Source organism: Pseudomonas sp. R28(2017), assembly GCF_002112505.1.
Classification (GTDB): domain Bacteria; phylum Pseudomonadota; class Gammaproteobacteria; order Pseudomonadales; family Pseudomonadaceae; genus Aquipseudomonas.
The window spans coordinates 245,528-270,148 of record NZ_NEHW01000004.1 but is presented as its reverse complement, the minus strand read 5'-3'; the positions used below and the strand labels follow the sequence as shown (position 1 = coordinate 270,148).

20 protein-coding genes and 1 pseudogene are annotated in these 24,621 nt (G+C 63.5%); 10 read left to right on the top strand and 11 right to left on the bottom strand.

From position 1 onward, the window contains the following. Positions 1–11 precede the first annotated feature (11 nt). The 5 genes from CAF78_RS09290 to pcaR form a co-directional block, all read right to left on the bottom strand. Positions 12–1,364, bottom strand: coding sequence for a 3-carboxy-cis,cis-muconate cycloisomerase (locus tag CAF78_RS09290; RefSeq protein WP_085675146.1), 1,353 nt, complete (start codon positions 1,362–1,364; stop codon positions 12–14). A 9-nt stretch (positions 1,365–1,373) separates the two neighbouring features. Continuing rightward, positions 1,374–2,663, bottom strand: a complete 1,290-nt coding sequence (locus CAF78_RS09285; RefSeq protein ID WP_085675145.1) for an MFS family transporter — start codon at positions 2,661–2,663, stop codon at positions 1,374–1,376. Between the two features lie 199 nt (positions 2,664–2,862). Then, complete coding sequence (gene pcaF, locus CAF78_RS09280; RefSeq protein WP_177408519.1) at positions 2,863–4,068, bottom strand: 3-oxoadipyl-CoA thiolase; 1,206 nt, start codon at positions 4,066–4,068, stop codon at positions 2,863–2,865. 153 nt (positions 4,069–4,221) lie between these two features. Further along, entirely contained in the window at positions 4,222–5,565 is a 1,344-nt protein-coding gene (locus tag CAF78_RS09275) for an MFS transporter (protein ID WP_085675143.1), read from the bottom strand. Between the two features lie 292 nt (positions 5,566–5,857). Then, complete coding sequence (gene pcaR / locus CAF78_RS09270) at positions 5,858–6,733, bottom strand: pca regulon transcriptional regulator PcaR (RefSeq protein WP_085675142.1); 876 nt, start codon at positions 6,731–6,733, stop codon at positions 5,858–5,860. 444 nt (positions 6,734–7,177) lie between these two features. Between pcaR and CAF78_RS09265 the strand changes: the two genes are divergently transcribed. Beyond that, entirely contained in the window at positions 7,178–7,378 is a 201-nt protein-coding gene (locus CAF78_RS09265; protein ID WP_085675141.1) for a hypothetical protein, read from the top strand. 315 nt (positions 7,379–7,693) lie between these two features. After that, positions 7,694–9,166 carry an inorganic phosphate transporter gene (locus tag CAF78_RS09260; RefSeq protein WP_085675140.1) on the top strand — a complete coding sequence of 491 codons (1,473 nt, stop codon included), beginning with the start codon at positions 7,694–7,696 and terminating at the stop codon, positions 9,164–9,166. A gap of 168 nt (positions 9,167–9,334) precedes the next feature. On the opposite strand, the gene CAF78_RS09255 is transcribed toward CAF78_RS09260, so the two are convergent. Continuing rightward, positions 9,335–10,810: a helicase HerA-like domain-containing protein gene (locus tag CAF78_RS09255; RefSeq protein ID WP_085675139.1), complete on the bottom strand. Its 1,476-nt coding sequence runs from the start codon at positions 10,808–10,810 to the stop codon at positions 9,335–9,337. 165 nt (positions 10,811–10,975) lie between these two features. Between CAF78_RS09255 and CAF78_RS29010 the strand changes: the two are divergent. The 5 genes and pseudogenes from CAF78_RS29010 to CAF78_RS09235 form a co-directional block, all read left to right on the top strand. Beyond that, positions 10,976–11,992 (top strand): annotated as a pseudogene (locus CAF78_RS29010) (cache domain-containing protein); the annotation flags it as partial. A 93-nt stretch (positions 11,993–12,085) separates the two neighbouring features. Then, entirely contained in the window at positions 12,086–12,850 is a 765-nt protein-coding gene (locus CAF78_RS29005; protein WP_371856889.1) for a methyl-accepting chemotaxis protein, read from the top strand. Positions 12,851–13,065: 215 nt separating this feature from the next. Beyond that, positions 13,066–14,187: a glycosyltransferase family 1 protein gene (locus CAF78_RS09245; RefSeq protein ID WP_085675137.1), complete on the top strand. Its 1,122-nt coding sequence runs from the start codon at positions 13,066–13,068 to the stop codon at positions 14,185–14,187. Beyond that, on the top strand, positions 14,180–14,944 hold the full coding sequence (locus tag CAF78_RS09240) for a DUF2334 domain-containing protein (RefSeq protein WP_085675136.1): 765 nt from the start codon (positions 14,180–14,182) through the stop codon (positions 14,942–14,944). Before CAF78_RS09245 ends, CAF78_RS09240 begins: the two co-directional genes overlap by 8 nt. Then, on the top strand, positions 14,941–15,933 hold the full coding sequence (locus CAF78_RS09235; protein WP_085675135.1) for a lysylphosphatidylglycerol synthase transmembrane domain-containing protein: 993 nt from the start codon (positions 14,941–14,943) through the stop codon (positions 15,931–15,933). Before CAF78_RS09240 ends, CAF78_RS09235 begins: the two co-directional genes overlap by 4 nt. 190 nt (positions 15,934–16,123) lie before the next feature. Here CAF78_RS09235 and purU read toward each other — a convergent pair whose 3' ends face one another. Next, positions 16,124–16,975, bottom strand: coding sequence for a formyltetrahydrofolate deformylase (gene purU, locus CAF78_RS09225; RefSeq protein WP_023378897.1), 852 nt, complete (start codon positions 16,973–16,975; stop codon positions 16,124–16,126). Positions 16,976–17,271: 296 nt separating this feature from the next. Between purU and mvaT the strand changes: the two genes are divergently transcribed. Next, complete coding sequence (gene mvaT, locus CAF78_RS09220; RefSeq protein ID WP_027917937.1) at positions 17,272–17,649, top strand: histone-like nucleoid-structuring protein MvaT; 378 nt, start codon at positions 17,272–17,274, stop codon at positions 17,647–17,649. A 71-nt stretch (positions 17,650–17,720) separates the two neighbouring features. Here the strand turns inward: mvaT and sbcB are convergent, their stop codons facing one another. The 3 genes from sbcB to CAF78_RS09205 form a co-directional block, all read right to left on the bottom strand. Continuing rightward, complete coding sequence (gene sbcB, locus CAF78_RS09215; protein WP_085675133.1) at positions 17,721–19,157, bottom strand: exodeoxyribonuclease I; 1,437 nt, start codon at positions 19,155–19,157, stop codon at positions 17,721–17,723. A gap of 46 nt (positions 19,158–19,203) precedes the next feature. Then, complete coding sequence (locus CAF78_RS09210; protein WP_085675132.1) at positions 19,204–19,563, bottom strand: PilZ domain-containing protein; 360 nt, start codon at positions 19,561–19,563, stop codon at positions 19,204–19,206. A 124-nt stretch (positions 19,564–19,687) separates the two neighbouring features. Further along, a complete protein-coding gene (locus CAF78_RS09205) occupies positions 19,688–20,074 on the bottom strand; it encodes a tol-pal system YbgF family protein (protein ID WP_085675131.1) in 387 nt (128 codons plus the stop codon). Positions 20,075–20,255: 181 nt separating this feature from the next. Between CAF78_RS09205 and pyk the strand changes: the two genes are divergently transcribed. Then, positions 20,256–21,710, top strand: a complete 1,455-nt coding sequence (gene pyk, locus CAF78_RS09200) for a pyruvate kinase (RefSeq protein ID WP_085675130.1) — start codon at positions 20,256–20,258, stop codon at positions 21,708–21,710. Positions 21,711–21,852: 142 nt separating this feature from the next. Here the strand turns inward: pyk and CAF78_RS09195 are convergent, their stop codons facing one another. Further along, entirely contained in the window at positions 21,853–22,773 is a 921-nt protein-coding gene (locus tag CAF78_RS09195; protein ID WP_085675129.1) for an iron-sulfur-binding ferredoxin reductase, read from the bottom strand. Positions 22,774–23,023: 250 nt separating this feature from the next. On the opposite strand from CAF78_RS09195, the gene CAF78_RS09190 reads away from it, so the two are divergent. Continuing rightward, positions 23,024–24,547: a fumarate hydratase gene (locus CAF78_RS09190; RefSeq protein ID WP_060508498.1), complete on the top strand. Its 1,524-nt coding sequence runs from the start codon at positions 23,024–23,026 to the stop codon at positions 24,545–24,547. Positions 24,548–24,621 lie beyond the last annotated feature (74 nt).

Below are 24,621 nucleotides of genomic sequence, written 5' to 3'. Positions count from 1 at the left end.
AGCGGTCTCCTTCAGGCAGTCAAACGTTGATGTTCAGCCACGGCGCGCGCCACCCAGACGCGGGCCTGGCCGAGGTAATGGGCAGGGTCGAGCAGGCGGTCGAGTTCTTCCGCACTCAGTTCGGCACTGACCTGCGGCTCGTCACCCAGGACGGCGCGCAGGTGGCGCTGTTCGGCCACGGCACGCTGGCAGCATTGCTCCAGCAAGTGGTGGGCGCGGTCACGGCCCAGGCGCTGGGCGAGCACGATACTCACCGCTTCGGCCAGTACCAGGCCCTGGGTCAGGTCGAGGTTGCGGCGCATGCGCTCGGCATCCACCTCCATGCCTTCGGCGATCACCTGGGCCTGGCGCAGGGCGCCCGACACCAGGCAGCAGATGTCCGGCAGGGTTTCCCATTCGGCATGCCACAGGCCGAGGCTGCGCTCGTGCTCCTGGGGCATGGCGGCGAACAGCGTCGAAAGCAGGCCCGGCACGCGGGTGGCGGCGCCGATCAGCACCGCTGCACCCACCGGGTTGCGCTTGTGCGGCATGGTCGACGAACCGCCCTTGCCCGGCGCCGACGGTTCGAACACCTCACCGGCTTCGGTCTGCATCAGCAGGCTGACATCACGGCCGAACTTGCCCAGGCTGCCGGCCACCAGGCCCAGCACCGACGCGAACTCCACCAGGCGATCACGCTGGGTGTGCCAGGGCTGCTCGGGCAAGCTCAGCTTCAGTTGCTCGGCCAGCGCTTCAGCCACCGGCATGGCTTTGCTACCCAGGGCCGCGAGGCTGCCGGAGGCGCCGCCGAACTGCAGCACCAGCAAACGTGGGCGCAGCTCCTGCAGGCGCTGGCGATGGCGGGTCAAGGCACCGAGCACACCGGCCAGCTTCATGCCCAGGGTCACCGGCGTGGCATGTTGCAGCCAGGTACGGCCAACCAGCGGCGTGTCGGCATGCTGCAAGGCCTGGCGCGCCAAGGTGTCGGCCAGCTTGGCGAGGTCGGCTTCGATCAGGCCCAGTGCATCGCGCAACTGCAAGACCAGCCCGGTATCCATCGCATCCTGACTGGTGGCGCCCAGGTGCACGTAGCGCTCGGCTTCGGGCACACCGCTGGCGATCACCTTGCCCAGCGCCTTGACCAGTGGGATCGCCGAGTTGCCAGCAGTGGCGATGGCATCGGCCAGGGCGCGCACGTCATAGCGCTCGGCCTGGCAGGCCGCCTCGATGGCCGCCACGGCACTGTGCGGCACCAGGCCGGCAGCGGCTTCGGCACGGGCCAGCGCGGCCTCGAAGTCGAGCATGCCCTGCAGGCGGCCACGGTCGGAAAACACGTCGCGCATGGCCGGCGCGGTGAAGTAGGCGTCGAACAGTTGGTTGCTCATGCAACGTCCTTAATCATCGTGGTGCAGGTATTCCGCCTGCTTCGGCAGGCGCAGGCTGAACAGGAAGGCGATTGCCATCATGGCCGTCACGTACCAGTAGAAGGTGTTTTCCATGCCCATGGTCTTCAGGCCCAGGGCCACGTACTCGGCCGAGCCACCGAACGCCGCGTTGGCCACCGCGTAAGCCAGGCCCACGCCCAGCGCACGGACCTGCGGCGGGAACATCTCGGCTTTCACCAGGCCACTGATCGAGGTATAGAAACTGACGATGCACAGGGCCAGGGTAATCAGCACGAAGGCCATGAACGGGCTGCTCACGGTCTTCAGCGCCATCAGCAGCGGCACGGTAAAGAGCGTGCCCAATGCACCGAACAGCAGCATCGAGTTACGCCGGCCGATACGGTCAGAGAGCATGCCGAAGAACGGCTGCATCACCATGTACAGGAACAGCGCCCCGGTCATCACGAAACTGGCGGTCTTCGCATTCATGCCTGCCGTGTTGACCAGGTACTTCTGCATGTAGGTGGTGAAGGTGTAGAAGATCAGCGAACCACCGGCGGTGTAGCCAAGCACCGTAATGAACGCGGCGGTGTGGTTGCGGAACAGCCCTTTGATGGTGCCGGCGTCTTTGTCCTTGCGGGTTTCGGCGCTGCTGGTCTCGTGCAGCGAGCGGCGCAGCATCAGCGAGATCAGCGCGGCGATGGCGCCGACCACGAACGGAATGCGCCAGCCCCAGGCGCGCAGTTCTTCCTCGCTCAGCAGTTGCTGCATGATCACCACCACCAGCACCGCCAGCAACTGGCCGCCGATCAAGGTCACATACTGGAACGACGCGAAGAAGCCGCGCTGGCCGCGCAGGGCCACTTCACTCATGTAGGTTGCCGTGGTGCCGTACTCGCCACCCACCGACAGGCCCTGGATCAGCCGTGCGAGCAACAGCAGCGCCGGCGCCCAGGCGCCGATGCTCGAATAGGTCGGCAGGCAGGCGATCATCAGCGAGCCGAAGCACATCATCAGCACCGAGATCATCAGGGAGTTCTTGCGGCCATGGCGGTCGGCCAGGCGGCCGAAGACCCAGCCACCAATCGGGCGCATCAGGAAGCCTGCAGCGAATACGCCGGCCGTGTTGAGCAGCTGCACGGTGGGGTCGTCGGAGGGGAAGAACGATGCGGCGAAGTAGATCGCGCTGAAGGCATAGACGTAGAAGTCGAACCATTCCACCAGGTTGCCCGAGGAGGCACCAACGATGGCGAAGATGCGTTTACTGCGCTCTTCGCCGGTGTAATAGCTTGAGGTCATGACGGTTTACTCCTGGAGGGTCCTAGGTAAGTCTAGACATACCCAGTAACACACTCGTTCCGCTTGCGGGCTGGCCATTGGCCTTGCGTCGTACAAGTCAGCCTCTTCGCGGGCAAGCCCGCTCCCACAGGTTCGCGTTGTGCAGTGGGCAACGATCATCCTGTGGGAGCGGGCTTGCCCGCGAAGAGGCCGGTACAGGTCAAACCCGCTCGATAGCCAACGCCAGGCCCTGGCCAACACCCACACACATGGTCGCCAGGCCCTTGCGGCCGCCGCTCTTCTCCAGCTGGTGCAGTGCAGTCAGCACCAGGCGTGCACCGCTCATGCCCAGCGGGTGGCCCAGGGCGATCGCGCCACCGTTGGGGTTCACCTGCGGCGCATCGTCGGCCACACCCAGCTCACGCAGCACCGCCAGGCCTTGGCTGGCAAACGCTTCGTTGAGCTCGATCACATCGAAATCATTCACCGCCACACCCAGGCGCTCGGTCAGCTTGCCCACCGCCGGTACCGGGCCAATGCCCATGACACGCGGAGCGACACCGGCGCTGGCCATGCCCAGTACACGGGCACGTGGGGTCAGGCCATGCTTTTTCACCGCTTCGGCCGAAGCCAGGATCAGTGCCGCGGCGCCGTCGTTCACGCCCGAGGCGTTGCCAGCGGTGACGGTCTTGTCCGGGCCATTGACTGGCTTGAGCTTGGTCAGCGCTTCCAGCGTCGTTTCCGGACGCAGGTGCTCGTCACGCTCGACGAGGGTTTCGCCCTTCTTGTGGGCGATACGTACCGGCACGATCTCTTCGGCGAAGAAGCCGGCGGCCTGGGCCGCAGCAGCCTTCTGCTGGCTGCGCAGGGCAAAGGCGTCCTGGTCAGCGCGGGAAACCTGATAGTCGTCAGCCACGTTGTCGGCGGTTTCCGGCATGGCGTCGACACCGTACTGGCGCTTCATCAGCGGGTTGATGAAACGCCAGCCAATGGTGGTGTCCTCGAGCTTCATGTTGCGCGAGTAGCCGCTTTCGGCCTTGCCCATGACGAACGGCGCACGGGACATCGACTCGACGCCGCCGGCAATCACAAACTCCATCTCACCGCTGGCAATAGCGCGGAATGCCGTGCCGATGGCATCCATGCCCGAAGCGCACAGGCGGTTCAGGGTCACACCCGGTACGCTCTCTGGCAGGCCGGCCAGCAGCAGGGCCATGCGTGCGACGTTGCGGTTGTCTTCACCGGCCTGGTTGGCGCAGCCGAAGAACACTTCGTCGAGCTGGTCCCACTGCACCGACGGGTTGCGTTCGATCAGCGCCTTCAGCGGCACGGCCGCCAGGTCGTCGGCACGCACGCCGGCCAGGGCGCCGCCGAAGCGGCCGATCGGGGTGCGGATGGCGTCACAGATAAATACTTCACGCATCAGGCTTCTCCTGCCAGGGGTGCTACGTTGAGCCCAGATTAAGGAGACAGAGGGGTCGCTTACAATTCGATAATCGACTATTTGTGCGGTTATCGAACCAAATGTTGCCCTACTGTTGTTCTTCGGTTACGGGGCCGAACTGCGGCCCCCGCCCGGTCAGGTCGCGTCGGCGTGGCTTACCAAGCCTTTGACGATCACGCCCACGGTTGCCAGCGCCGCTGGCACCAGCAACGCGGTCAGTACCTGCTCGAAGTTCCAGCCCAGGCCCAGCAACGTCGCACCACTCCAGGCCCCGAGAATCGCGCCGAAGCGACCGATGCCCAACATCCACGATACGCCTGTGGCGCGGCCTTGGGTCGGGTAGAAGCGTGCAGCCAGCGACGGCATGGCCGACTGCGCGCCGTTGACGCACATGCCGGCGACCAGCACCAGGGTGGCGAGCACGGTGATGTTGCCCAGGCTCTGGCCCACGGCGTAGGCAAACACCCCGGCCAGCAGGTAGAAGATGCCGATGACCTTGTGCGGATTGAAGCGGTCCATGGCCCAACCGACCGCCACCGCGCTGAGCACACCGCCGAACTGGAACAGCGCACCGATGAACGCGGCCTGTTCCATGCTGGCGCCGCTGTCGCGCATCAGTGTCGGCAGCCAGCTGGTCAGCAGGTAGACGATCACCAGGCCCATGAAGTAGGTCAGCCACAGCAGCACCGTGCCCAGGCCGTAGGTGCCGGAGAAGATCACCGCAAACACGTTGCGCGCAGCCACGGCCTTCTGCTCCGGCACACTGAAGCTGGCCGCCTGCGCAACTACCGCCGGCGCGATCGGCGCCAGGGTCTTGCGCACCTTGTCGTTACCGCGGTTGCGCACCACCAGGAAGCGCGCCGATTCCGGCAGCCAGACCATCAGCACCACGGCCAGCAGCAGCGGCAGCACGCCACCGATCACCAGCAGGCTGTGCCAGCCGTAGGCCGGGATCATCTTCGCGGAAATGAAACCACCACCGGCCATGCCGAGGTTGAAGCCGCAGAACATGCTGGTCACCAGCAGCGACTTGAGGCGCTCCGGGGTGTATTCGGACAGCAGCGTGGTGGCATTGGGCATCCCCGCCCCAAGCCCCAGGCCCGTCAGGAAGCGCAGCACCAGCAACTGGTCGACGTTGCCAGCATAGGCCGAGGCCAGGCTGAAACCACCGAACACCAGCACCGCTCCGACCAGCACGCCCTTGCGCCCGAAACGGTCGGCCAGCGGCCCGGACCCCAGGGCCCCGAACACCATGCCGATCAACGCGGCACTCATCACCGGGCCGAGGCTGGCGCGGTCGATGCCCCACTCCTGCGACAAGGCAGGCGCGATGAAGCCCATGGCCGCAGTATCAAGGCCATCGAGGAAGACGATCAGGAAGCAGAGGATCACCACGCGCCATTGATAGCGCGACAGCGGTTGTTCGTTGATAAATGACTGGACGTCGAGATTGTTCCCGACAGACTGTGGTTGGTTCATTGTTGTTATCCAGAAAGGGGGCACGGTCGGGCCACTGCACTTGGGTCAACAGCACAGGGCTTTCATAGCGATGAAGTGCGGCCTGAATCAGCCTGGATACAACGGTACTGCAAACGGGTGCGGCCGCGGCAGTCGAGTGACAGTGGTCATGGGATGCGCCTCTTATGTTTTTCTTGTATCGGTCGGCAGAGCCGACCGTTGCGAGAGACATTAATCAGCGATCGGGGGTGGCGCAATTCACCCGGAGCGACACTGTGCGTTTATCGAACAGGAAACAGTGTCGCCACTCCCGTTAGCCGAACAACTGGTGGCAGAGGTCGCGGCTGGCCGCCAGCAGGATCGGCAGGAAGCGCTGCTCCAGCTCGCTGCGCGTCACCCGCCCGACATGGGTGCTCACGTTCAGCGCCGCCAGCACTTGCCCGGACGCATCATAGATGGGCACCGCGATCGAACGCAGCCCCTGCTCCAGTTCCTGGTCGACCACGCACCAGCCCTGCTCCCGCACCTGCTGGATGCAGGCGAACAACGACTCGGGGTCGTTCAGGGTACGGCTGGTGCGTGCCTTGAGATCGGCGCGGTCGAGGTATTCGCGCAGGCTGGTGTCGTCCATCGCCGCCAGCAGGATGCGCCCCATGGACGTGCAATAGGCTGGCAACCGCCCACCCACCGACAGGTCGACCGAAATCAGCCGCTCTACCGTGGCCGAACGGGCTATATAAAGAATGTCGTCGCCTTCGAGGGTGGCCATGTTGGCAGCCTCGTGCAGCTGGTCGCTGATGCGGTCCAGATAGGGCTGGGCCGACACCGCCAGCGGCGTCGACGACAGGTAGGCATGCCCCAGGGTGAGTACTTTCGGCAGCAGTGAATATGTGCGCCCGTCGGTGGTGGCGTAACCCAGCTTGATCAGCGTATGCAGGCAGCGGCGCACCGCGGCCCTGGGGATTTCGGTGCGGTGGCTGATCTGCGCGATGGTCAGGTGGCGCTTGCGCTCCTGGAAGGCCTGGATCACCGCCAGGCCACGCGCCAGGGAGGTCATGAAGTCAGGGTCGCCGGTAAACGCCTGGATGCGCTTGGCCGGCGAGGCCACGATCGGAGGTGCCAGTGCGGGTGCGCTCGGGCGGGCCACCTCGGGGTTGGCAGATTCGTTGGGCGTGGTTTCGTCGTTCATCGCTCACCTCAAAAAAATCGCTGGCTCGTGCGATTATCGAACGAACGGCCGATAATCGCAATTGACCGCCGACAAATTTACTTATACCTTTCTCCTGCCACATGTGGCTTCTTTGGAGAGACTGGTCAGGTACCCACCGTAGAAGTCCCCAGGCAACGGCCTCGCCTCGTGCGGGGCCGTTTTATTTGTGTTTTGCGCAAAACGACAGCGAACTATTCCGGATGCTGTTTGCTCAAAGTTTGTACAGGCCACTGTGGGCCTTGAAACTTTGCGCGCTGTTGCATAAATATCCCTGTTTGGCGATTTACCGATTGCTATAATCGATTCCGCTGGCCCGGATCGACACTCCGGCAATGGCTTTCCTCCGCCAATCAGCACGTCGTGTGCATGGGCAACTTGCACCTGCGTACAACACCAGCCACTCCTACTCATTCAGGTATTACTGTGACGAAAGATGAACTGCGCGCAGAACTCGAGCGCCAGGCAGAACGTTACAAGGAAGTTTACGGTGGTGAAGTCACCACCTATGCCGCGCAACCGGACCCGGAGCGCAAGCCCTGGCGCAAACGTGCCACCGTCCAGGACCAGGCATTCAGCCAGGAACTGGAAAAGATGGAAAAGGAACTGCGCAGCGAGCAGCCCTGAGTTGCCCGCTGCTCCGCCCTCACGTTGCGGGCCAGGCGCCCTCGACGCGGCTGATCTTTACCGAATGGCCGAGGATGAAATGGAATTACACAAATTTCATACGCCCGTTTGAAGCGCTGCCGCGCCGAGCTTTTCCCAGAAATTTGACGGATTTTTCGCTATTTCTTGGTTTTTATCGGAACTTTTTCTGCCAGATCACATCACCTGCAAGGCTGAGAGGGTGCTCACAACGTTGCCATCGGTCAGCAGTGGGTGCATCGATTGCCAAGGTTTTCTGGCATAATCCCGCCCCCCTATGACCGCCAGACAACCTTCATGATCGATTTATTCAGCGGACTGGATGCCTGGGTATTGGTGAGCCTGCTGCTCGCCCTGACCTTCGTGCTCGCATTCGAGTTCATCAATGGCTTTCATGACACCGCCAACGCGGTAGCCACCGTCATCTATACCAAAGCCATGCCACCACACCTGGCCGTGTTCTTCTCCGGGGTGTTCAACTTCCTCGGCGTTCTGCTTGGCGGTGTCGGGGTGGCCTACGCCATCGTGCACCTGCTGCCGGTCGAACTGCTGATCAATGTGAACACCGGGCATGGCCTGGCCATGGTCTTCTCGTTGCTGGCCGCCGCCATTACCTGGAACCTCGGTACCTGGTATTTCGGCATCCCCGCCTCCAGTTCGCACACCCTGATCGGCTCGATCCTCGGTGTGGGCCTGGCCAACGCGCTGATCAACGACATCCCGCTGGGTGATGGCGTCAACTGGCAGAAAGCGATCGACATCGCCATGTCGCTGGTGGTCTCGCCAATGGCCGGCTTCGCTGTCGCCGCTTTGGTGTTGATCGGCCTGAAATGGTGGCGCCCGCTATCGAAGATGCACAAGACGCCGGACCAGCGCCGCAAGCTCGACGACAAGAAGCACCCACCGTTCTGGAACCGCCTGGTCCTGGTGATTTCGGCCATGGGCGTAAGCTTCGTGCACGGTTCCAACGATGGCCAGAAAGGCATCGGCCTGATCATGCTGGTGTTGATCGGTATCGTCCCGGCCAAGTTCGTCCTCGACCTGAACAGCACCACCTACCAGATCGAGCGCACCCGCGACGCCACCCTGCACATGAGCCAGTTCTACCAGCGCAACGCCGCCACCCTGGGCGAGTTCCTGGCACTGGGCAAGGCCAAGTCGACCGACCTGCCGGAGCAGTTCAGCTGCAACCCGCAGCAGACCGAACCGACCATTGCCGCCCTGCAGTCCTCGCTGCAAGGCGTGACCGACTATCACGCGCTGGATGCCGAGAAGCGTGTTGAAGTGCGCCGCTACCTGCTGTGCCTGGACGACACCGCGAAGAAGGTAGGCAAGCTGCCTGGCCTGGACGCCCGTGAAAAGGCCGACCTCGAGAAGCTGCGCAAGGACCTGACCGCCACCACCGAATACGCCCCGTTCTGGGTGATCGTGGCCGTCGCCCTGGCCCTGGGCCTTGGCACCATGGTTGGCTGGAAGCGCGTGGTGCTGACCGTCGGTGAGAAGATCGGCAAGCAGGGCATGACCTATGCCCAGGGCATGTCGGCGCAGATCACTGCGGCCTGCGCCATCGGCATGGCCAACGTGTTCGCCCTGCCGGTGTCGACCACCCATGTGCTGTCGTCCGGCGTTGCCGGCACCATGGTCGCCAACAAGAGCGGCCTGCAAGGCGGCACCGTGAAGACCATCCTGCTGGCCTGGGTGCTGACCCTGCCGGCCTCGATGGGCCTGGCGGCCGGTCTGTTCTGGCTGGCGTCCAAGGCCTTGGCCTGAGCAATTTCGCTGCACTGAAAAAGGCGCCCCAGGGCGCCTTTTTCGTGGATGTTTTCCTGTACCGGCCTCTTCGCGGGCTTGCCCGCTCCCACAGGAATGGCGCTGCCACAAGGTCAGGCGCCATCTCTGTGGGAGCGGGCAAGCCCGCGAAGAGGCCGGTACGGAAAGTCACTTTTTCTTGCCACCCAACAACGACCCCATCAACCCCCGCACCAACTGCCGCCCCAACTGATTGGCTGCCTGGCGCACCGCCGACTTGATCGCCTGCCCCGCCGCACTCTGCAAAAAATCCCCTGCCTTGTCCGCAAAACTCTCTTCATCTGCCTTCGGCACTGGTGCCGGCTCCACCGGCTCGCCCTTGCGCTGGGTCAGCATTTCATAGGCCGACTCCCGGTCGATCGCCTTGTCATACCGCCCAAGCAAGGGTGAAGCCGCAATCAACGCACTGCGTTCGGCTGCACTCAAAGGCCCGATCCGCGATTGCGGTGGCGCGATCAGCACCCGCTGCACCATCGCCGGCGTGCCCTTGTCTTCCAGGGTGCCGACCAACGCCTCGCCAATCCCCAGTTCGGTCAGCACCGCCAGGCTGTCGAACGCCGGGTTCGGGCGGAAGCCATCCGCCACGGCCCTGAGCGACTTCTGCTCTTTGGCGGTGAAGGCGCGCAGGCCATGCTGGATCCGCAAGCCCAACTGGGCCAGCACGCTATCGGGCAGATCGCCCGGCGACTGGGTGACGAAATACACGCCAACCCCCTTGGAACGGATCAACCGTACCACCTGTTCCAGGCGGTCCTGCAGCGCTTTCGGCGTGCCGTTGAACAACAGATGGGCCTCGTCGAAGAACAGTGCCAGTACCGGTTTGTCGGCATCACCGCGTTCCGGCAATTGCTCGAACAACTCCGCCAGCAACCACAGCAGGAACGTCGCATACACCTTTGGCGCCTCATGCACCAGCCGGCTGGCGTCAAGCAGGTGGATACGCCCACGGCCATCGGCATCCGGCCGCAACAGGTCCTCCAGTTGCAGCGCCGGTTCGCCAAACAACGCCTCGGCCCCCTGCTGCTCAAGGGTTGCCAGCCGGCGCAGCAAAGCCTGGGTCGAGCCGGTGGTCATCAGCGCGCTGTCTTCGCCGAGCAGTTGCGGGTTGTCTTTCAGGTGCGCCAACAAGGCCTTGAGGTCTTTCAGGTCGAGCAGCAGCAAGCCTTCGCGGTCCGCCACCTTGAACGCCGCATACAGCGCAGCCTGCTGGCTGTCGGTCAACTCCAGCAAGTTGCCGAGCAGCAACGGGCCCATTTCGCTGAGGGTGGTACGCAACGGGTGGCCAGACTGCCCCGCCACGTCCCAGAGCGTTACCGGATAGGCTTTGGGCGTGTGCCCCAGCCAAGGCATGCCAGCGATCCGCTCGGCCACCTTGCCTTGTGGCGCACCTGCCGCCCCCAGGCCACACAGGTCGCCTTTTACATCCGCTGCGAACACCGCCACACCGGCGTCGCTGAACACCTCCGCCAGGTGCTGCAGGGTCACGGTCTTGCCGGTGCCGGTAGCCCCGGCGACCAGGCCGTGGCGATTGGCCAGGCGCATGGCTTGCTGCACTGGCTGACCACTGGGGTCAGCGCCTACCACTATGGTCGAAGTTCCCGACATCTCTCTCATCCCCGCTCAAGCTTTGGCTTAATTCGGCCGATACCTTTGGGTGATATTCGCCTTAATAGACAGGAGCAACCGAAAAAGGACTTTTCGGGATGTTGCACTGCTTGCAGCGATACCGTGCGAACGCCCGATAAAAACCTTAGCGGAACCGATTACGCCATGAACAAAAACCTGCGTTTCAGCCACAAGATTCTTTTGGCTGCGTCATTGATCGTGATACTCGCCTTCAGCCTGTTCACCCTTTACAACGATTACCTCCAGCGTAATGCGATCCGCGAGAATCTGGAGAATTATCTGGCTGAAATGGGCGAGTCCACTTCGACCAACATCCGCAACCTGTTCGATGGCCGTATCAAACTGGTGGAAAACCTGGCGCAGAACATTGCCCAGCAACCGGCCAACGCCGAAACACTGATGGGCCAGAATGCCCTGATCTCGAGTTTCCTCACGGTCTACCTGGGCAAGGTCGACGGTGGTTTCAGCGTGCGCCCGGACTCAAAGATGCCTGATGGCTATGACCCGCGTACCCGCCCCTGGTACAAGGACGGCATGAACGCCCAGGGTGCGATTCTCACCGAGCCCTACATCGACCTGACCACCAACAAGATGGTCATCGGTATCCTCAGCAAGGTTTCCGCCAGCGTCGGCGTAGTCGGTGGCGACCTCGCTCTCGACGGCCTGGTGCAGATCATCAACTCGCTGAACTTCGGCGGCATGGGTTATGCCTTCCTGGTCAACGACCAGGGCAAGATCCTGGTCCATCCGGACAAGGAACTGGTGATGAAGTCGCTGTCGGACCTGTTCCCGCAGCACACGCCGAAACTGTCCGGCGAACTGACCGAAGTCGACGCCAACGGCCAGGCCCGCCTGCTGACCTTCACCCCGATCAAGGGCCTGCCTTCAGCCAACTGGTACATCGGCCTGTCGGTGGACAAGGACAAGGCCTTTGCCATGCTCAGCACCTTCCGCACCTCGGCGGTGATCGCCACCCTGGTGGCCGTGGTGATCATCATCGGCCTGCTCGGCCTGCTGATCCGCGTGCTGATGCAACCGCTGCACACCATGACCCGCGCCATGGAGGACATCGCCGAAGGTGAAGGCGACCTGACCAAGCGCCTGAGCATCCACAACCATGACGAGTTCGGCATTCTCGGCAAGGCCTTCAACCGCTTCGTCGAACGCATCCACGGCTCGATCCGCGAAGTGTCGTCAGCCACCGAGCAGGTCAATGAAGTGGCCCTGCGCGTCATCAGCGCCTCGAACTCGTCGATGGCCAATTCCGACGAGCAGTCCAACCGCACCAACAGTGTTGCCGCGGCCATCAACGAACTCGGCGCCGCCGCCCAGGAAATCGCCGGCAATGCCGCCCAGGCCTCGCAGCACGCCAGTTCCGCGCGCCTGCTGGCCGAGGAAGGCCAGCAGGTGGTGGAGCGCAACATCGCAGCGATGAACCGCCTGTCCGACCTGATCGTCACGTCCAGCGCGCACATCGAGACGCTCAACAGCAAGACCGTGAACATCGGCCAGATCCTCGAAGTGATCACCAGCATTTCCCAGCAAACCAACCTGCTGGCGCTCAACGCCGCGATCGAAGCGGCCCGCGCCGGTGAAGCCGGGCGTGGTTTTGCCGTGGTCGCCGACGAGGTCCGCAACCTGGCGCACCGCACCCAGGAGTCGGCGCAGCAGGTGCAGACCATGATCGAAGAGCTGCAGGTCGGTGCCCGCGAGTCGGTCGACACCATGGGCCAGAGCCAGCGCCACAGCCAGGACAGCATGCAGATCGCCAACCAGGCCGGCGAGCGCCTGGACAGCGTGACCGTGCGCATCGGCGAGATCGACGGCATGAACCAGTCGGTGGCCACCGCCACCGAAGAGCAGACCGCCGTGGTCGATTCGATCAACATGGACATCAACGAGATCAACATGCTCAACCAGGAAGGTGTCGAGAACCTGCAGGCCACCCTGCGTGCCTGCTCGGACCTGGAGCAACAGGCCACCCGCCTGAAACACCTGGTCGGCAGCTTCCGCATCTGAACTGAATCACCGCGTCGTACTTTTCGCGGGCAAGCCCGCTCCCACAGGATCTGCACAGCTCTCGAACGCTGTGCTGTACCTGTGGGAGCGGGCTTGCCCGCGAAGAGTCCAGCACCGCCCTCCCGCCCAACCTGATCGAACAAACTATCCTTCAGGTAGGTCAACCTTTAGGCGCGTCATCGTCAGATGACAGACCCGAAGACGATCCCGGAGGGATGCTGATCGTGCACATCGCCGACATCACCATGTTCTACGCCCCGGCCAGCGGCGGCGTGCGGACGTACCTCGATGCCAAACACCACCGCCTCGACGCCCTTGCGGGCGTGCACCACAGCCTCCTGATCCCCGGCGCCAGCGCCAGCCATGCCGATGGCATCTACCACGTTCCCGCACCGCCCCTGCCATTCGGCAAAGGCTACCGTTTCCCGGTGCGCCTGGCGCCCTGGTGCAACGTGCTGCGCCGCCTCAAGCCCGACCTGATCGAAGTCGGCGACCCCTACCTCACCGCCTGGGCCGCACTGGAAGCCCGGCGCAAGCTCGACGTGCCGGTGATCGGCTTCTACCACTCCGACCTGCCGCTGCTGGTGAGCAACCGCATGGGCAATTGGTTCACGCCCAATGTCGAAGCCTATGTCAGCAAGCTGTATGGCAATTTCGACCGGGTGCTGGCGCCGAGCCTGGTGATGGCCGACAAGCTGCGCCGCCTCGGCGTACGCGACGTCCACGTGCAGCGCCTGGGTGTCGACCTGCAGACCTTCCACCCCGAGCATCGCGACCCGCAATTGCGGGCCCAGCTGGGCATCGCCGATACCAGCAGGCTGCTTATCTATGCCGGGCGCGGTTCGCGGGAGAAGAACCTGCCGGTGCTGCTCGAATGCATGCAGCACCTCGGGCAGCCCTATCACCTATTGCTGGTCGGTTCGAACATGCCGGCCAACGTGCCCGATAACGTCAGTGTCATCGACCAGTTCCGCCCGCCGCAGGAGGTCGCCCGGCTGATGGCCAGCGCCGACCTGCTGGTGCATGCCGGCGACCAGGAAACCTTCGGCCTGGTCATCCTCGAAGCCATGGCCAGCGCTACACCGGTGGTCGCGGTTCGCGCCGGGGCCTTCGGCGAGATCGTCAACGAACAGTGCGGGCGCCTGTGCCAGGCCAACGATGGCCAGGCCATGGCCCTGGCCGTGCGCGAAGCCTTCGAAGCCGGCGTGCGCAAGCTCGGCACCCAGGCCCGACGCCATGTGGAGCAGCACTATTCATGGGACAACGTGGTCACCGGCCTGCTGCAACACTACCAGGCAGTGCTCGGCCACCAACCGCAGGTGCTCGCCCATGGCTGAGCCTTGCAGTGAATCGGCCAGCCTGATGCTGGTGCTGCACGACATCGCACCGGAAACCTGGCCCGACTACCAGCCCTTCGTGCAGGCCGTGGACGAGATGGGCAACGTGCCGATGACCTGGCTGGTGGTGCCGGACTTTCATCACCGCAACCCGCTGACCCGCTCACCGACCTTCTGCCGCCTGCTCGAACGGCGCCTGGCGCGGGGTGACGAACTGGCGCTGCACGGCTTCTATCACGCCGACGACGGCCCCACGCCACGCGGCCTCGGCGAATACTTCATGCGGCGTATCTACACCCACGAAGGCGAGTTCTATGCCCTTGACCAGGCGCAGGCCCTGCAGCGCCTGGAGCAAGGCCTGGCCCTGTTCGCCGGGCAAGGCTGGCCAGTGGCCGGTTTCGTCGCACCGGCCTGGCTGATGAGCCAAGGCACCCGGCAGGCCCTGAGCCAACTGCCACTGCGCTACACCAGCACGCCCCAGCACCTTTACCGCTTGCCGGACTTCACCGCGTTCGAAGCGCCGGGGCTGGTATGGAGTGCACGCAGTGCCTGGCGCCGGGGTTTGTCGCGGGTAGTCTGCGACTGGCAGTGCCGACGCTGGCGCACAGCCGAAACCCTGCGCCTGGGCTTGCACCCGGTGGACATGCGCCACCGCTCGGCGCGCGACTATTGGCTGCGCACCCTCGACAACCTGCTGCTGCAAGGCCGTGAGCCGCTGACCAAGTCGGCCTGGCTGGAGCGCCAGGTGATCGCATGAACCGCCTCGGCTGGCTGGCCCTGGCACTGGCGGGCGCCGTGCTGGTGCCGGCCCTGCTCGGTGGCAACGAACTGCTGCCCAGGCTGATGGCTTTCGATACCAGGCTGTTGCTGGCACTGCTGGGGATGATCCTGCTGTGCTGGGTGATCAATGCCCTGCGCCTGCGCCTGCTGCTCGGCGAGCAAGCGGCGCAGCTTGGCCGTGTGCGCAGCCTCGGCGTGGTGATGGCCACCGAGTTCGCCATCTGTACCACCCCTGGCGGCAGCGGCGGCCCGATCACGCTCATGGCCCTGCTCGCCCGCGACCGCATCGGGCCGGCACGCAGCGGCGCGGTGTTTGCCATGGATCAGCTGAACGACCTTCTGTTCTTCTTCTGCGCGATGCTGGCCATTGCCGCATATGCCCTGTTCCACAGCCTGGGCCGCAGCCAGCAAAGCATGCTGCTGGGCAGCGCGCTGCTGCTGTGCGCAGCCCTGGCCACGATCGTGGTGTTGCTGCGTTACCGCCGGGCGGTGATGCGCTTCAACGGGCGCCTGCTGCAACGCCTGGGCATGCCCGGCAGACGCAAACGCCGCTGGGCCCGCAAGGTGCTGCATTTCATCGACGCCCTGGCACAGACCTGGCAGTTGCCCAAGCGCACCCTGGCGCTGGTGTTCGCCCTCACCTGCCTGCACTGGAGTCTGCGCTACAGCGTGTTGTACCTGGTGCTGCAGGGCCTGGGCGTAGAGTTGTCGTGGATCCCGAGCTTTCTGGTGCAGATGCTCTCGCTCAGTGCCGGCCAATTCAGCCTGCTGCCGGGTGGCGCCGGTGCCGCCGAGCTGACCTCGGCCAGCCTGCTGACACCGCTGGTGGGCAGTTCGACCGCCGCCGCGGCGATCCTGATCTGGCGGGCGATCACTTACTACTTTTATCTGCTGGCGGGCGGGCCGGTGTTTGTCTGCCTGCTGGCGCGTCCGTTGCTGGAGCGCTGGCGGCGTCAGGCGGGTTGAGCTGGCGCCATAACTCGGCGGCATCGGGGAAGTCGGTACCGTCGTCGTCGCTCAGGGCTTCGGGGTCATAGCGGGCCAGGCAGCCTTCGCCGAGGGTGGGGGGAGCTGAGGCAGTGGGTTTGTTGCGCGAGATTGCCATCATGTTCTCCGCAAAAGCATTGGGGGCCGCCGTGCAGCCCCCGCAGTGGTATCAGTCGAAAACCACGGTCTTGTTGCCGTGCACCAGCACGCGGTCTTCCAGGTGATAGCGCAGGCCGCGGGCCAGCACCATCTTCTCGACATCACGGCCAAAGCGGACCATGTCTTCGATGCTGTCGGCGTGGCTCACACGCACCACGTCCTGCTCGATGATCGGGCCGGCATCCAGCTCTTCGGTCACGTAGTGGCAGGTCGCACCGATCAGCTTCACGCCACGCAGGGCCGCCTGGTGGTAAGGCTTGGCGCCGACGAACGACGGCAGGAAGCTGTGGTGGATGTTGATGACCTTCTCGGCATAGTCCTGGCACAGTTGCGGCGGCAGGATCTGCATGTAGCGCGCCAGCACCACCACGTCAGCCGCGTGCTCCTGAACCAGGCGCGACACTTCGGCAAAGGCCGGGGCCTTGTCCTTGGGGTCGACCGGCACGTGGAAGAACGGGATGCCGTGCCACTCGACCATGCTGCGCAGGTCGTTGTGGTTGGAAATCACACACGGGATCTCGCAATCGAGTTCATCGGTGTGCCAGCGGTGCAGCAGGTCGGCCAGGCAGTGCGATTCGCGGCTGGCCATCAGCACCACGCGCTTCTTCTGCGCCGAGTCGGTGATACGCCAGGTCATGGAGAACTCTTCGGCGATCGGCGCAAAGGCTTCGCGGAACGCCTCGATACCGAATGGCAGCGATTCGGCACGGATTTCATGGCGCATGAAGAACCAGCCACTCTGCTCATCGGAGTGGTGGCTGGCTTCGTTGATCCAGCCGTTGTACAAGGCCAGGAAATTACTGACTTTCGCCACGATGCCAACACGGTCGGGGCAGGCGATCACCAGACGATAGGTGCGCATGAATTAAGACTCCAGAACTTCGCAAAGGCGCTCATTCTAGCGGCCCGACCAAAAAAACGCAGTAATCATTACGCCCGCCGGTAGCCGACGGCCCGCAAAGGCTACGCGCGAGCCTGGCTGACTACAGGCTGATGACAAACTGGACGAACTGCAGGGCATATGTAAATTTTTCTTAATCTCGAGATATTTTGACACAGGGTTAATAACAGTTAACGCCCGAATAATATGTTTACTTGAGAGTATCGCCTGTCTATTATTGCCCCACACATTTCTGAACACGCATTAAGGAACACTCCATGTCCCTGATCAACGAATACCGCGCTACCGAAGAAGCCATCAAGGAACTTCAGGCCCGCCTGGCCAACCTGTCTCAGGATGACAAGCTGAAGAAAGAACTGGAGTTCGAAGGCAAACTGCGCACCCTGATGGGCGAATACTCCAAGTCGCTGCGCGACGTCATCGCCCTGCTCGACCCGGAATCGAAACTGAGCAAAGCCCCACGCGGCGCTGCCAAACCGGTCGCCACCAAGCGTGCGCGCAAGGTCAAGCAATACAAGAACCCGCACAACGGTGAAGTGATCGAAACCAAAGGCGGCAACCACAAGACCCTGAAAGAATGGAAAGCCAAATGGGGTGGCGATGTGGTTGAAAGCTGGGCGACCCTGCTGGACTGATAATCCACAGCAAGGCACTTGCATATACAAACAAAAACGCCGGCATGAAGCCGGCGTTTTTGTTTGCTCACTCAAACACTGATAGCAAACTGCTCACGCATGTGGCGTGCATGCACCTGCCAGGCATCCAACACCCGCCGCCCGGCCTCGTCAGCGGTGGCCCAGGCGCCCAGCCTGGCCTGCTCGAAATCACCCAGCGTGTTCGGCGCGCCCCACTGCGGGTCACTCAGGCGCTGCTGGCAGAAGCCATACCAGCGCTGGCGCTCTTCGCTGTTCAAGGTCTCGGGGAAGTTCCGCGCGCGGTAACGGAACAACAACTCCGGCAGGCGCGGATCATCGAACATCCAATGGCCGTGCCCTAATTGCGCAGGGTCCAGTGTGCGAACTTGCTCGCACAGGCGGCGATCGCGGTCGCCGATGAAACCGTCATACAACTGCTGTTCCGGGTCTTCGACCGCCGCGAAATCCTCTTTGCCGTAGATATGTTCGAGCTTGTCTTGCCAGGCGGACTGTTGATTCGCCAACTGTTCAGCGCGTGACTGCAGCAATGCCAGATCGATGCCCAATCGTTGTTGATCGGCAGTGCGCAATACCGAAAGCGGAGCGACTACCGGGCAGCGATTGATCTGCACCAACTTGAGCGGGACCGGTAATTGTCCTTCGGATAATTGCTCGTGCCGGGTGTACAAGCGCTCGCGCAATACCTCGGCACTTTCCCTTAATAATGGTAGGGTTTCCTGATGCAGGTCGCACACAATCAGTGCATTGCGATTGCGCGGGTGCCAGGCCAACGGCAGGACCACACCCAGATAATTACGCGCCGCAGAAAAGCGCCCGGATATATGCACCAGTGGCTGCAATAGACGGATCTGCTCCATCACTTTGTGCTTGCTGCGCAACTGGAACAGCCACTCGTACAACTTGGATTGTTTGTGCCTTATCAGGCGGGCCAGGGCGATGGTGGCCCGTACGTCGGAAAGCGCTTCATGGGCATGCCCATGGTCGATGCCATTGGCCTGGCTGAGCAATTCCAGGCGCAGGCTGGTACGCCCATCCTGTTGCGGCCAGACGATGCCCTCCGGGCGCAAGGCGTAGGCGGTACGCACCACGTCGATCAGGTCCCAGCGGCTGTTGCCGCCTTGCCACTCACGGGCATAAGGGTCGAAGAAGTTGCGGTACAGGCTGTAGCGGGTCACTTCGTCGTCAAAACGCAGGGTGTTGTAGCCAGCACCACAGGTGCCGGGGCGCGCCAGTTGCTGGTGGACCCGGGTCATGAACTCGGCTTCGCACAGGCCCTGATTGGCAAGCAGTTCGGGGGTGATACCGGTCACCAGGCAGGCGGCCGGGTGCGGCAGAATATCGTCCGATGGGCGGCAGTAGAGGCTGATCGGCTCTTCGATCTCGTTAAGTTCAAGATCGGTGCGCACACCTGCGACCTGCAACGGCCGGTCGCAGCGCGGGTTGATGCCAGTGGTTTCGTAGTCGTGCCAGAAGATGCTGGAAGTCACGGGGTCGTCCTGTTTCGCGGTCGACCCGATTCTAACGGAGCCAGGCTCAGGCGGAAGCGTTGGCGGGGCGGAAACTGAAATAGTCGCGCAGCGAGCGGACGAATTCATCGTATTCGCGCGGCGCCTGCAGCAGCATGAAGCCGGAGTCGTAGTGGCCCGGGGTCTGGTCTTCGCGGCACCACAGGCAACTGGCGGTCAGGTTGATGAACTGAAACCCGCCACCGGCCAGTGGCAGGCGCAATTGCAGCTCGAAGTCCGGGCCGACCAGCACAGGCAGCGAGCTGATCAGCATGATCCCGTCTTCGGAGGCATTGCCCAGCTGACCGATCGGCTGATCGGTAAAGCGGTTGTAGACCTTGAGCACACAAGGCAACTGATGGCGTTCGATATGGCGCTGGTTGAACATGATCGCGAGTGCAGTCCCGTACCTGATGCCAGGAATGCAAGGTACTGGCGGTTGTTGTAACAGCTGAGTTACAGATTAGCGCAGCGCGCCGGGCAAATCCCGTGAAATTAACGACACCTTGGTGTTAACGCCAAGTGGGGGTATTGACCGGGTTGGCCACTGCCGCCTCGGCACCACGGTAGTGGCCGAGCTTCTGCAGGGTCTCCAGGCGCGCCTTGGCCCGATAGGCGTATTCGTTGCCCGGGTACTGCTGGATCAGGTATTCGTAGGTCTGCGCGGCATCCACATAAAGCATGTCGCGCTCCAGGCACTGGCCACGCAGCAGCGACACTTCCGGGTGGATGAACGGCCGCGCACGGCTGGTGCGGTCGACCTGCGACAACTCCAGCATGACCTTCGAACAATCGCCACGGTCATAGGCGCGGTAGGCGTTGTTCAGGTGGTGGTCCATGGACCAGCGGGTGCAGCCGACGGTGCTGGCCGCCAGGGCGATTACGATCAGGGCGCGCATGGGGTATCTCCTTTGATGCCAGTGTATCGGCCATTGCCGGCAAATCTTCACAGCCATTTGCAAGGATACTCCCGCCCGTTCAAATGCCACCCTGCATTGGTCGCAGGTAGTGCAACGGAACAATGACTACAGCGCAATTGAGGAGTAGCCTTTCGCTGCGCTTCACTATAGGAGTCTGTGCATGAGCATCCGCCGTACCAAAATCGTCGCCACCCTTGGCCCCGCCAGCAACTCGCCGGAAGTGATCGAACAGCTGATCCTCGCCGGCCTGGACGTGGCACGCCTGAACTTCTCCCACGGCACGCCGGACGAGCACAAGGCACGCGCCCGCCTGATCCGTGACATCGCCGCCAAGAATGGCCGCCATGTCGCACTGCTGGGCGACCTGCAGGGCCCGAAGATCCGCATCGCCAAGTTCGCCAACAAGCGCATCGAACTGAAGATCGGTGACAAGTTCACCTTCTCCACCGCCCACCCGCTGACCGAAGGCAACCAGGACATCGTCGGTATCGATTATCCCGACCTGGTCAAGGACTGCGGCGTCGGTGACGAACTGCTGCTCGACGACGGCCGTGTGGTCATGCGCGTCGAGACTGCCACCGCGGATGCCCTGCACTGCGTGGTGATCATCGGTGGCCCGCTGTCGGACCACAAAGGCATCAACCGCAAAGGTGGCGGCCTGACCGCTCCGGCCCTGACCGAAAAAGACAAGGCCGACATCAAGCTGGCCGCGGAAATGGACCTGGACTACCTGGCCGTTTCCTTCCCGCGTGACGCCAGCGACATGGAATACGCGCGCAAGCTGCGTGACGAAGCCGGCGGCAGCGCCTGGCTGGTGGCCAAGATCGAACGCGCCGAAGCCGTTGCCGACGACGAGACCCTGGACAAGCTGATCGCGGCCTCCGACGCCGTGATGGTTGCCCGTGGCGACCTGGGCGTGGAAATCGGCGACGCCGAACTGATCGCCATCCAGAAGAAGATCATCCAGCACGCCCGCCGCAACAACAAGGCGGTGATCGTGGCGACCCAGATGATGGAGTCGATGATCCAGAACCCGATGCCGACCCGCGCCGAAGTGTCCGACGTGGCCAACGCCGTACTGGACAACACCGATGCGGTGATGCTGTCGGCCGAAAGCGCCGCCGGTGCCTACCCGATCGAAGCCGTACAGGCCATGGCCCGTATCTGCTCGGGTGCCGAGAAGCACCCGACCAGCCAGAAGTCCAGCCACCGCTTGCACACCACCTTCGAGCGCTGCGACGAAAGCATCGCCCTGGCGGCCATGTACACGGCCAACCACTTCCCGGGCGTGAAGGCGATCATCGCCCTGACCGAAAGTGGCTACACCCCACTGATCATGTCGCGCCTGCGCTCGCACGTGCCGATCTTCGCACTGTCGCCGCACCGCGCCACCCAGGCCCGGGCCAACATGTTCCGCGGCGTCTACCCGATTGCCTTCGACCCGGCTTCGCTGCCGGCCGACAAGGTCAGCCAGGCGGCCGTCGACGAGCTGCTCAAGCGCGGCCTGGTGGAACAAGGTGACTGGGTGATCCTGACCAAGGGCGACAGCTACCACACCATCGGTGGCACCAACGGCATGAAGATCCTGCACGTCGGTGATCCGCTGGTCGGCTGATCTGCCGCTCCAAAGGGGGCCGCTTGGCGGCCCCATTCGCGGGCAAGCCCGCTCCCACAGTTCTGCACCCGCCTTGAGGCTTACGCGGTACCTGTGGGAGCGGGCTTGCCCGCGAAAGGGCCAGCACTTTCAATAAAATACTTCAGGCATGCTCCAGGAACACATCTGCAAACACCTGCCCCCGCGGCACCCCGGCAATGAACAACCGCCGGGCAAAACGCTCGACACTCCCCGGCGCCCCGCACACCAGCGCCACCGTCTGCCGCGATGAAGGCCGCAACCCCGCCAGCGCTTCATCCATCTGCTCCGCCAGCACCCGCTCGACCTTCACCCCCGCCAGTTGCAGCAGCGGCTCGGCCAGATAGTGCCCAGCGCTGTCCCGCGCCACATGCACCACCCGAATCTCCCCTTGATGCCCCTGGCGCAACGCTTCGCGCAAGATGCCCCACAACGGTGCCAGCCCGGTGCCCGCTGCCAATAGCCAGAGCGGCCGCGCCTGCCAGTCCGGGTCGTAATGCAACGCCCCACCCCTGAACTCACCCAGGCGCAGCTCGTCACCCAGCTGCAACCCACGGGCCTTGTCGCAAAAGGCACCCGGCCGCTGGCAGTCGACATGGAACTCCAGAAAGTCGTCTTCGCCCGGCAGGCTGGCCAATGAATAGGGCCTTGCAACAGCACTGTTCCACAGCACCACATGCTGCCCCGCCTGATAACGCAACGCCCGTTCCGCTCGCAGCCGCAAGCGCAACACATCGCCGAACCAATCTACTGCACACACCCGCGCCGGCACCCCATCCTGCTGCGGGTCGAACACCGCCACGCGCAGGTCCTCGACCACCCGGCACTGGCAGGCCAGGCGCCAGCCCAAGGCATGCTTGTCCAGCGCCAGGGCTTCGGGCAGGGCGTCCACCGGCTGCCCTTCCAGGCAATGCACCAGGCAGGCGTGGCAGCTGCCGGCACGGCAGCTGTAGGGCACATTCAGCCCGGCCTCGTTGAGGGCATCGAGCAGGTTGCTGCCGGTCGGCACCGTCCAGCGGCGCGCGCCCACGCAAAGTTCAGGCATGGTAAGTCTTTCTCCATCGATCATCGGGCCACTGTATGCCAAGCGCGCATCGGCAGCAAAAAGGATGCCTGCCCCCTGCCGACCATGGTCCAGACCACGCGCAGGTGTTTCGCGCGGTGAGGCGCGCTATACTGCCGCGCCCTTTTGCGTCGGCCAGCCTGCCGGCGCGCCTTGCAAGGCGCTTCGACACGCTGGTCGGCACCGTCGAGCGTCTTTTTGAATGTTCCCGTCTTTAAGAGGAGCGCGCTGCATGACCGTGATCAAGCAAGACGACCTGATTCAGAGCGTCGCCGACGCCCTGCAATTCATCTCGTACTACCACCCCGTCGATTTCATCCAGGCGATGCACGAAGCCTACCTGCGTGAAGAGTCGCCTGCCGCACGCGACTCGATCGCCCAGATCCTGATCAACTCGCGCATGTGCGCCACCGGCCACCGCCCGATCTGCCAGGACACCGGTATCGTCACCGTGTTCATCCGCGTGGGCATGGACGTGCGCTGGGACGGCGCCACCATGAGCGTCGACGACATGATCAACGAAGGTGTGCGTCGCGCCTACAACCTGCCTGAAAACGTCCTGCGCGCCTCGATCCTGGCCGACCCGGCCGGTGCCCGCAAGAACACCAAGGACAACACCCCGGCTGTCATCCACTACTCCATCGTCCCGGGCGACAAGGTCGAAGTCGACGTCGCAGCCAAAGGAGGCGGCTCGGAGAACAAGTCGAAGATGGCCATGCTCAACCCGTCCGACTCGATCGTCGACTGGGTACTGAAGACCGTGCCGACCATGGGCGCGGGCTGGTGCCCGCCTGGCATGCTCGGCATCGGCATCGGCGGTACCGCCGAGAAGGCCGCGGTGATGGCCAAGGAAGTGTTGATGGAGTCCATCGACATCCACGAACTGAAAGCCCGTGGCCCGCAGAACCGCCTCGAAGAGATCCGCCTGGAGCTGTTCGACAAGGTCAACCAGCTGGGCATCGGCGCCCAGGGCCTGGGTGGCCTGACCACCGTGCTCGACGTCAAGATCATGGACTACCCGACCCACGCCGCCTCGCTGCCGGTGTGCATGATCCCGAACTGCGCCGCCACCCGTCACGCCCACTTCGTGCTCGACGGCAACGGCCCGGCCGAGCTGGAAGCGCCGTCGCTGGACGCCTACCCGGAAATCGTCTGGGAAGCCGGCCCGAGCGCCCGTCGCGTCAACCTCGACGACATCACCCCGGAAGAAGTGGCCAGCTGGAAACCGGGCGAGACCATCCTGCTCAACGGCAAGATGCTCACCGGTCGCGACGCTGCGCACAAGCGCATGGTCGAGATGCTCAACCGCGGTGAAGAACTGCCGGTCGACCTCAAGGGCCGCTTCATCTACTACGTCGGCCCGGTCGACCCGGTCGGTGACGAAGTGGTAGGCCCAGCCGGCCCGACCACTGCCACCCGCATGGACAAGTTCACCCGCCAGATTCTCGAGCAGACCGGCCTGCTGGGCATGATCGGCAAGTCCGAGCGTGGCCCGACCGCGATCGAAGCGATCAAGGACAACAAGGCCGTGTACCTGATGGCCGTAGGTGGCGCTGCCTACCTGGTGGCCCAGGCCATCCGCAAGTCGAAGGTCCTGGCCTTCGCCGAGCTGGGCATGGAAGCGATCTACGAGTTCGAGGTCAAGGACATGCCGGTGACCGTCGCTGTCGACAGCAACGGTGAGTCGGTGCACATCACTGGCCCTGCCCTGTGGCAGAGCAAGATTGCCCAGAGCCTGGCCGTCGAAGTGAAGTAAACCTGGTGTAACAGCGGCGCCTGCTTCGCGGGCAAGCCCGCTCCCACAGGTATCGCGAAGCCCTCAAGCTCGCG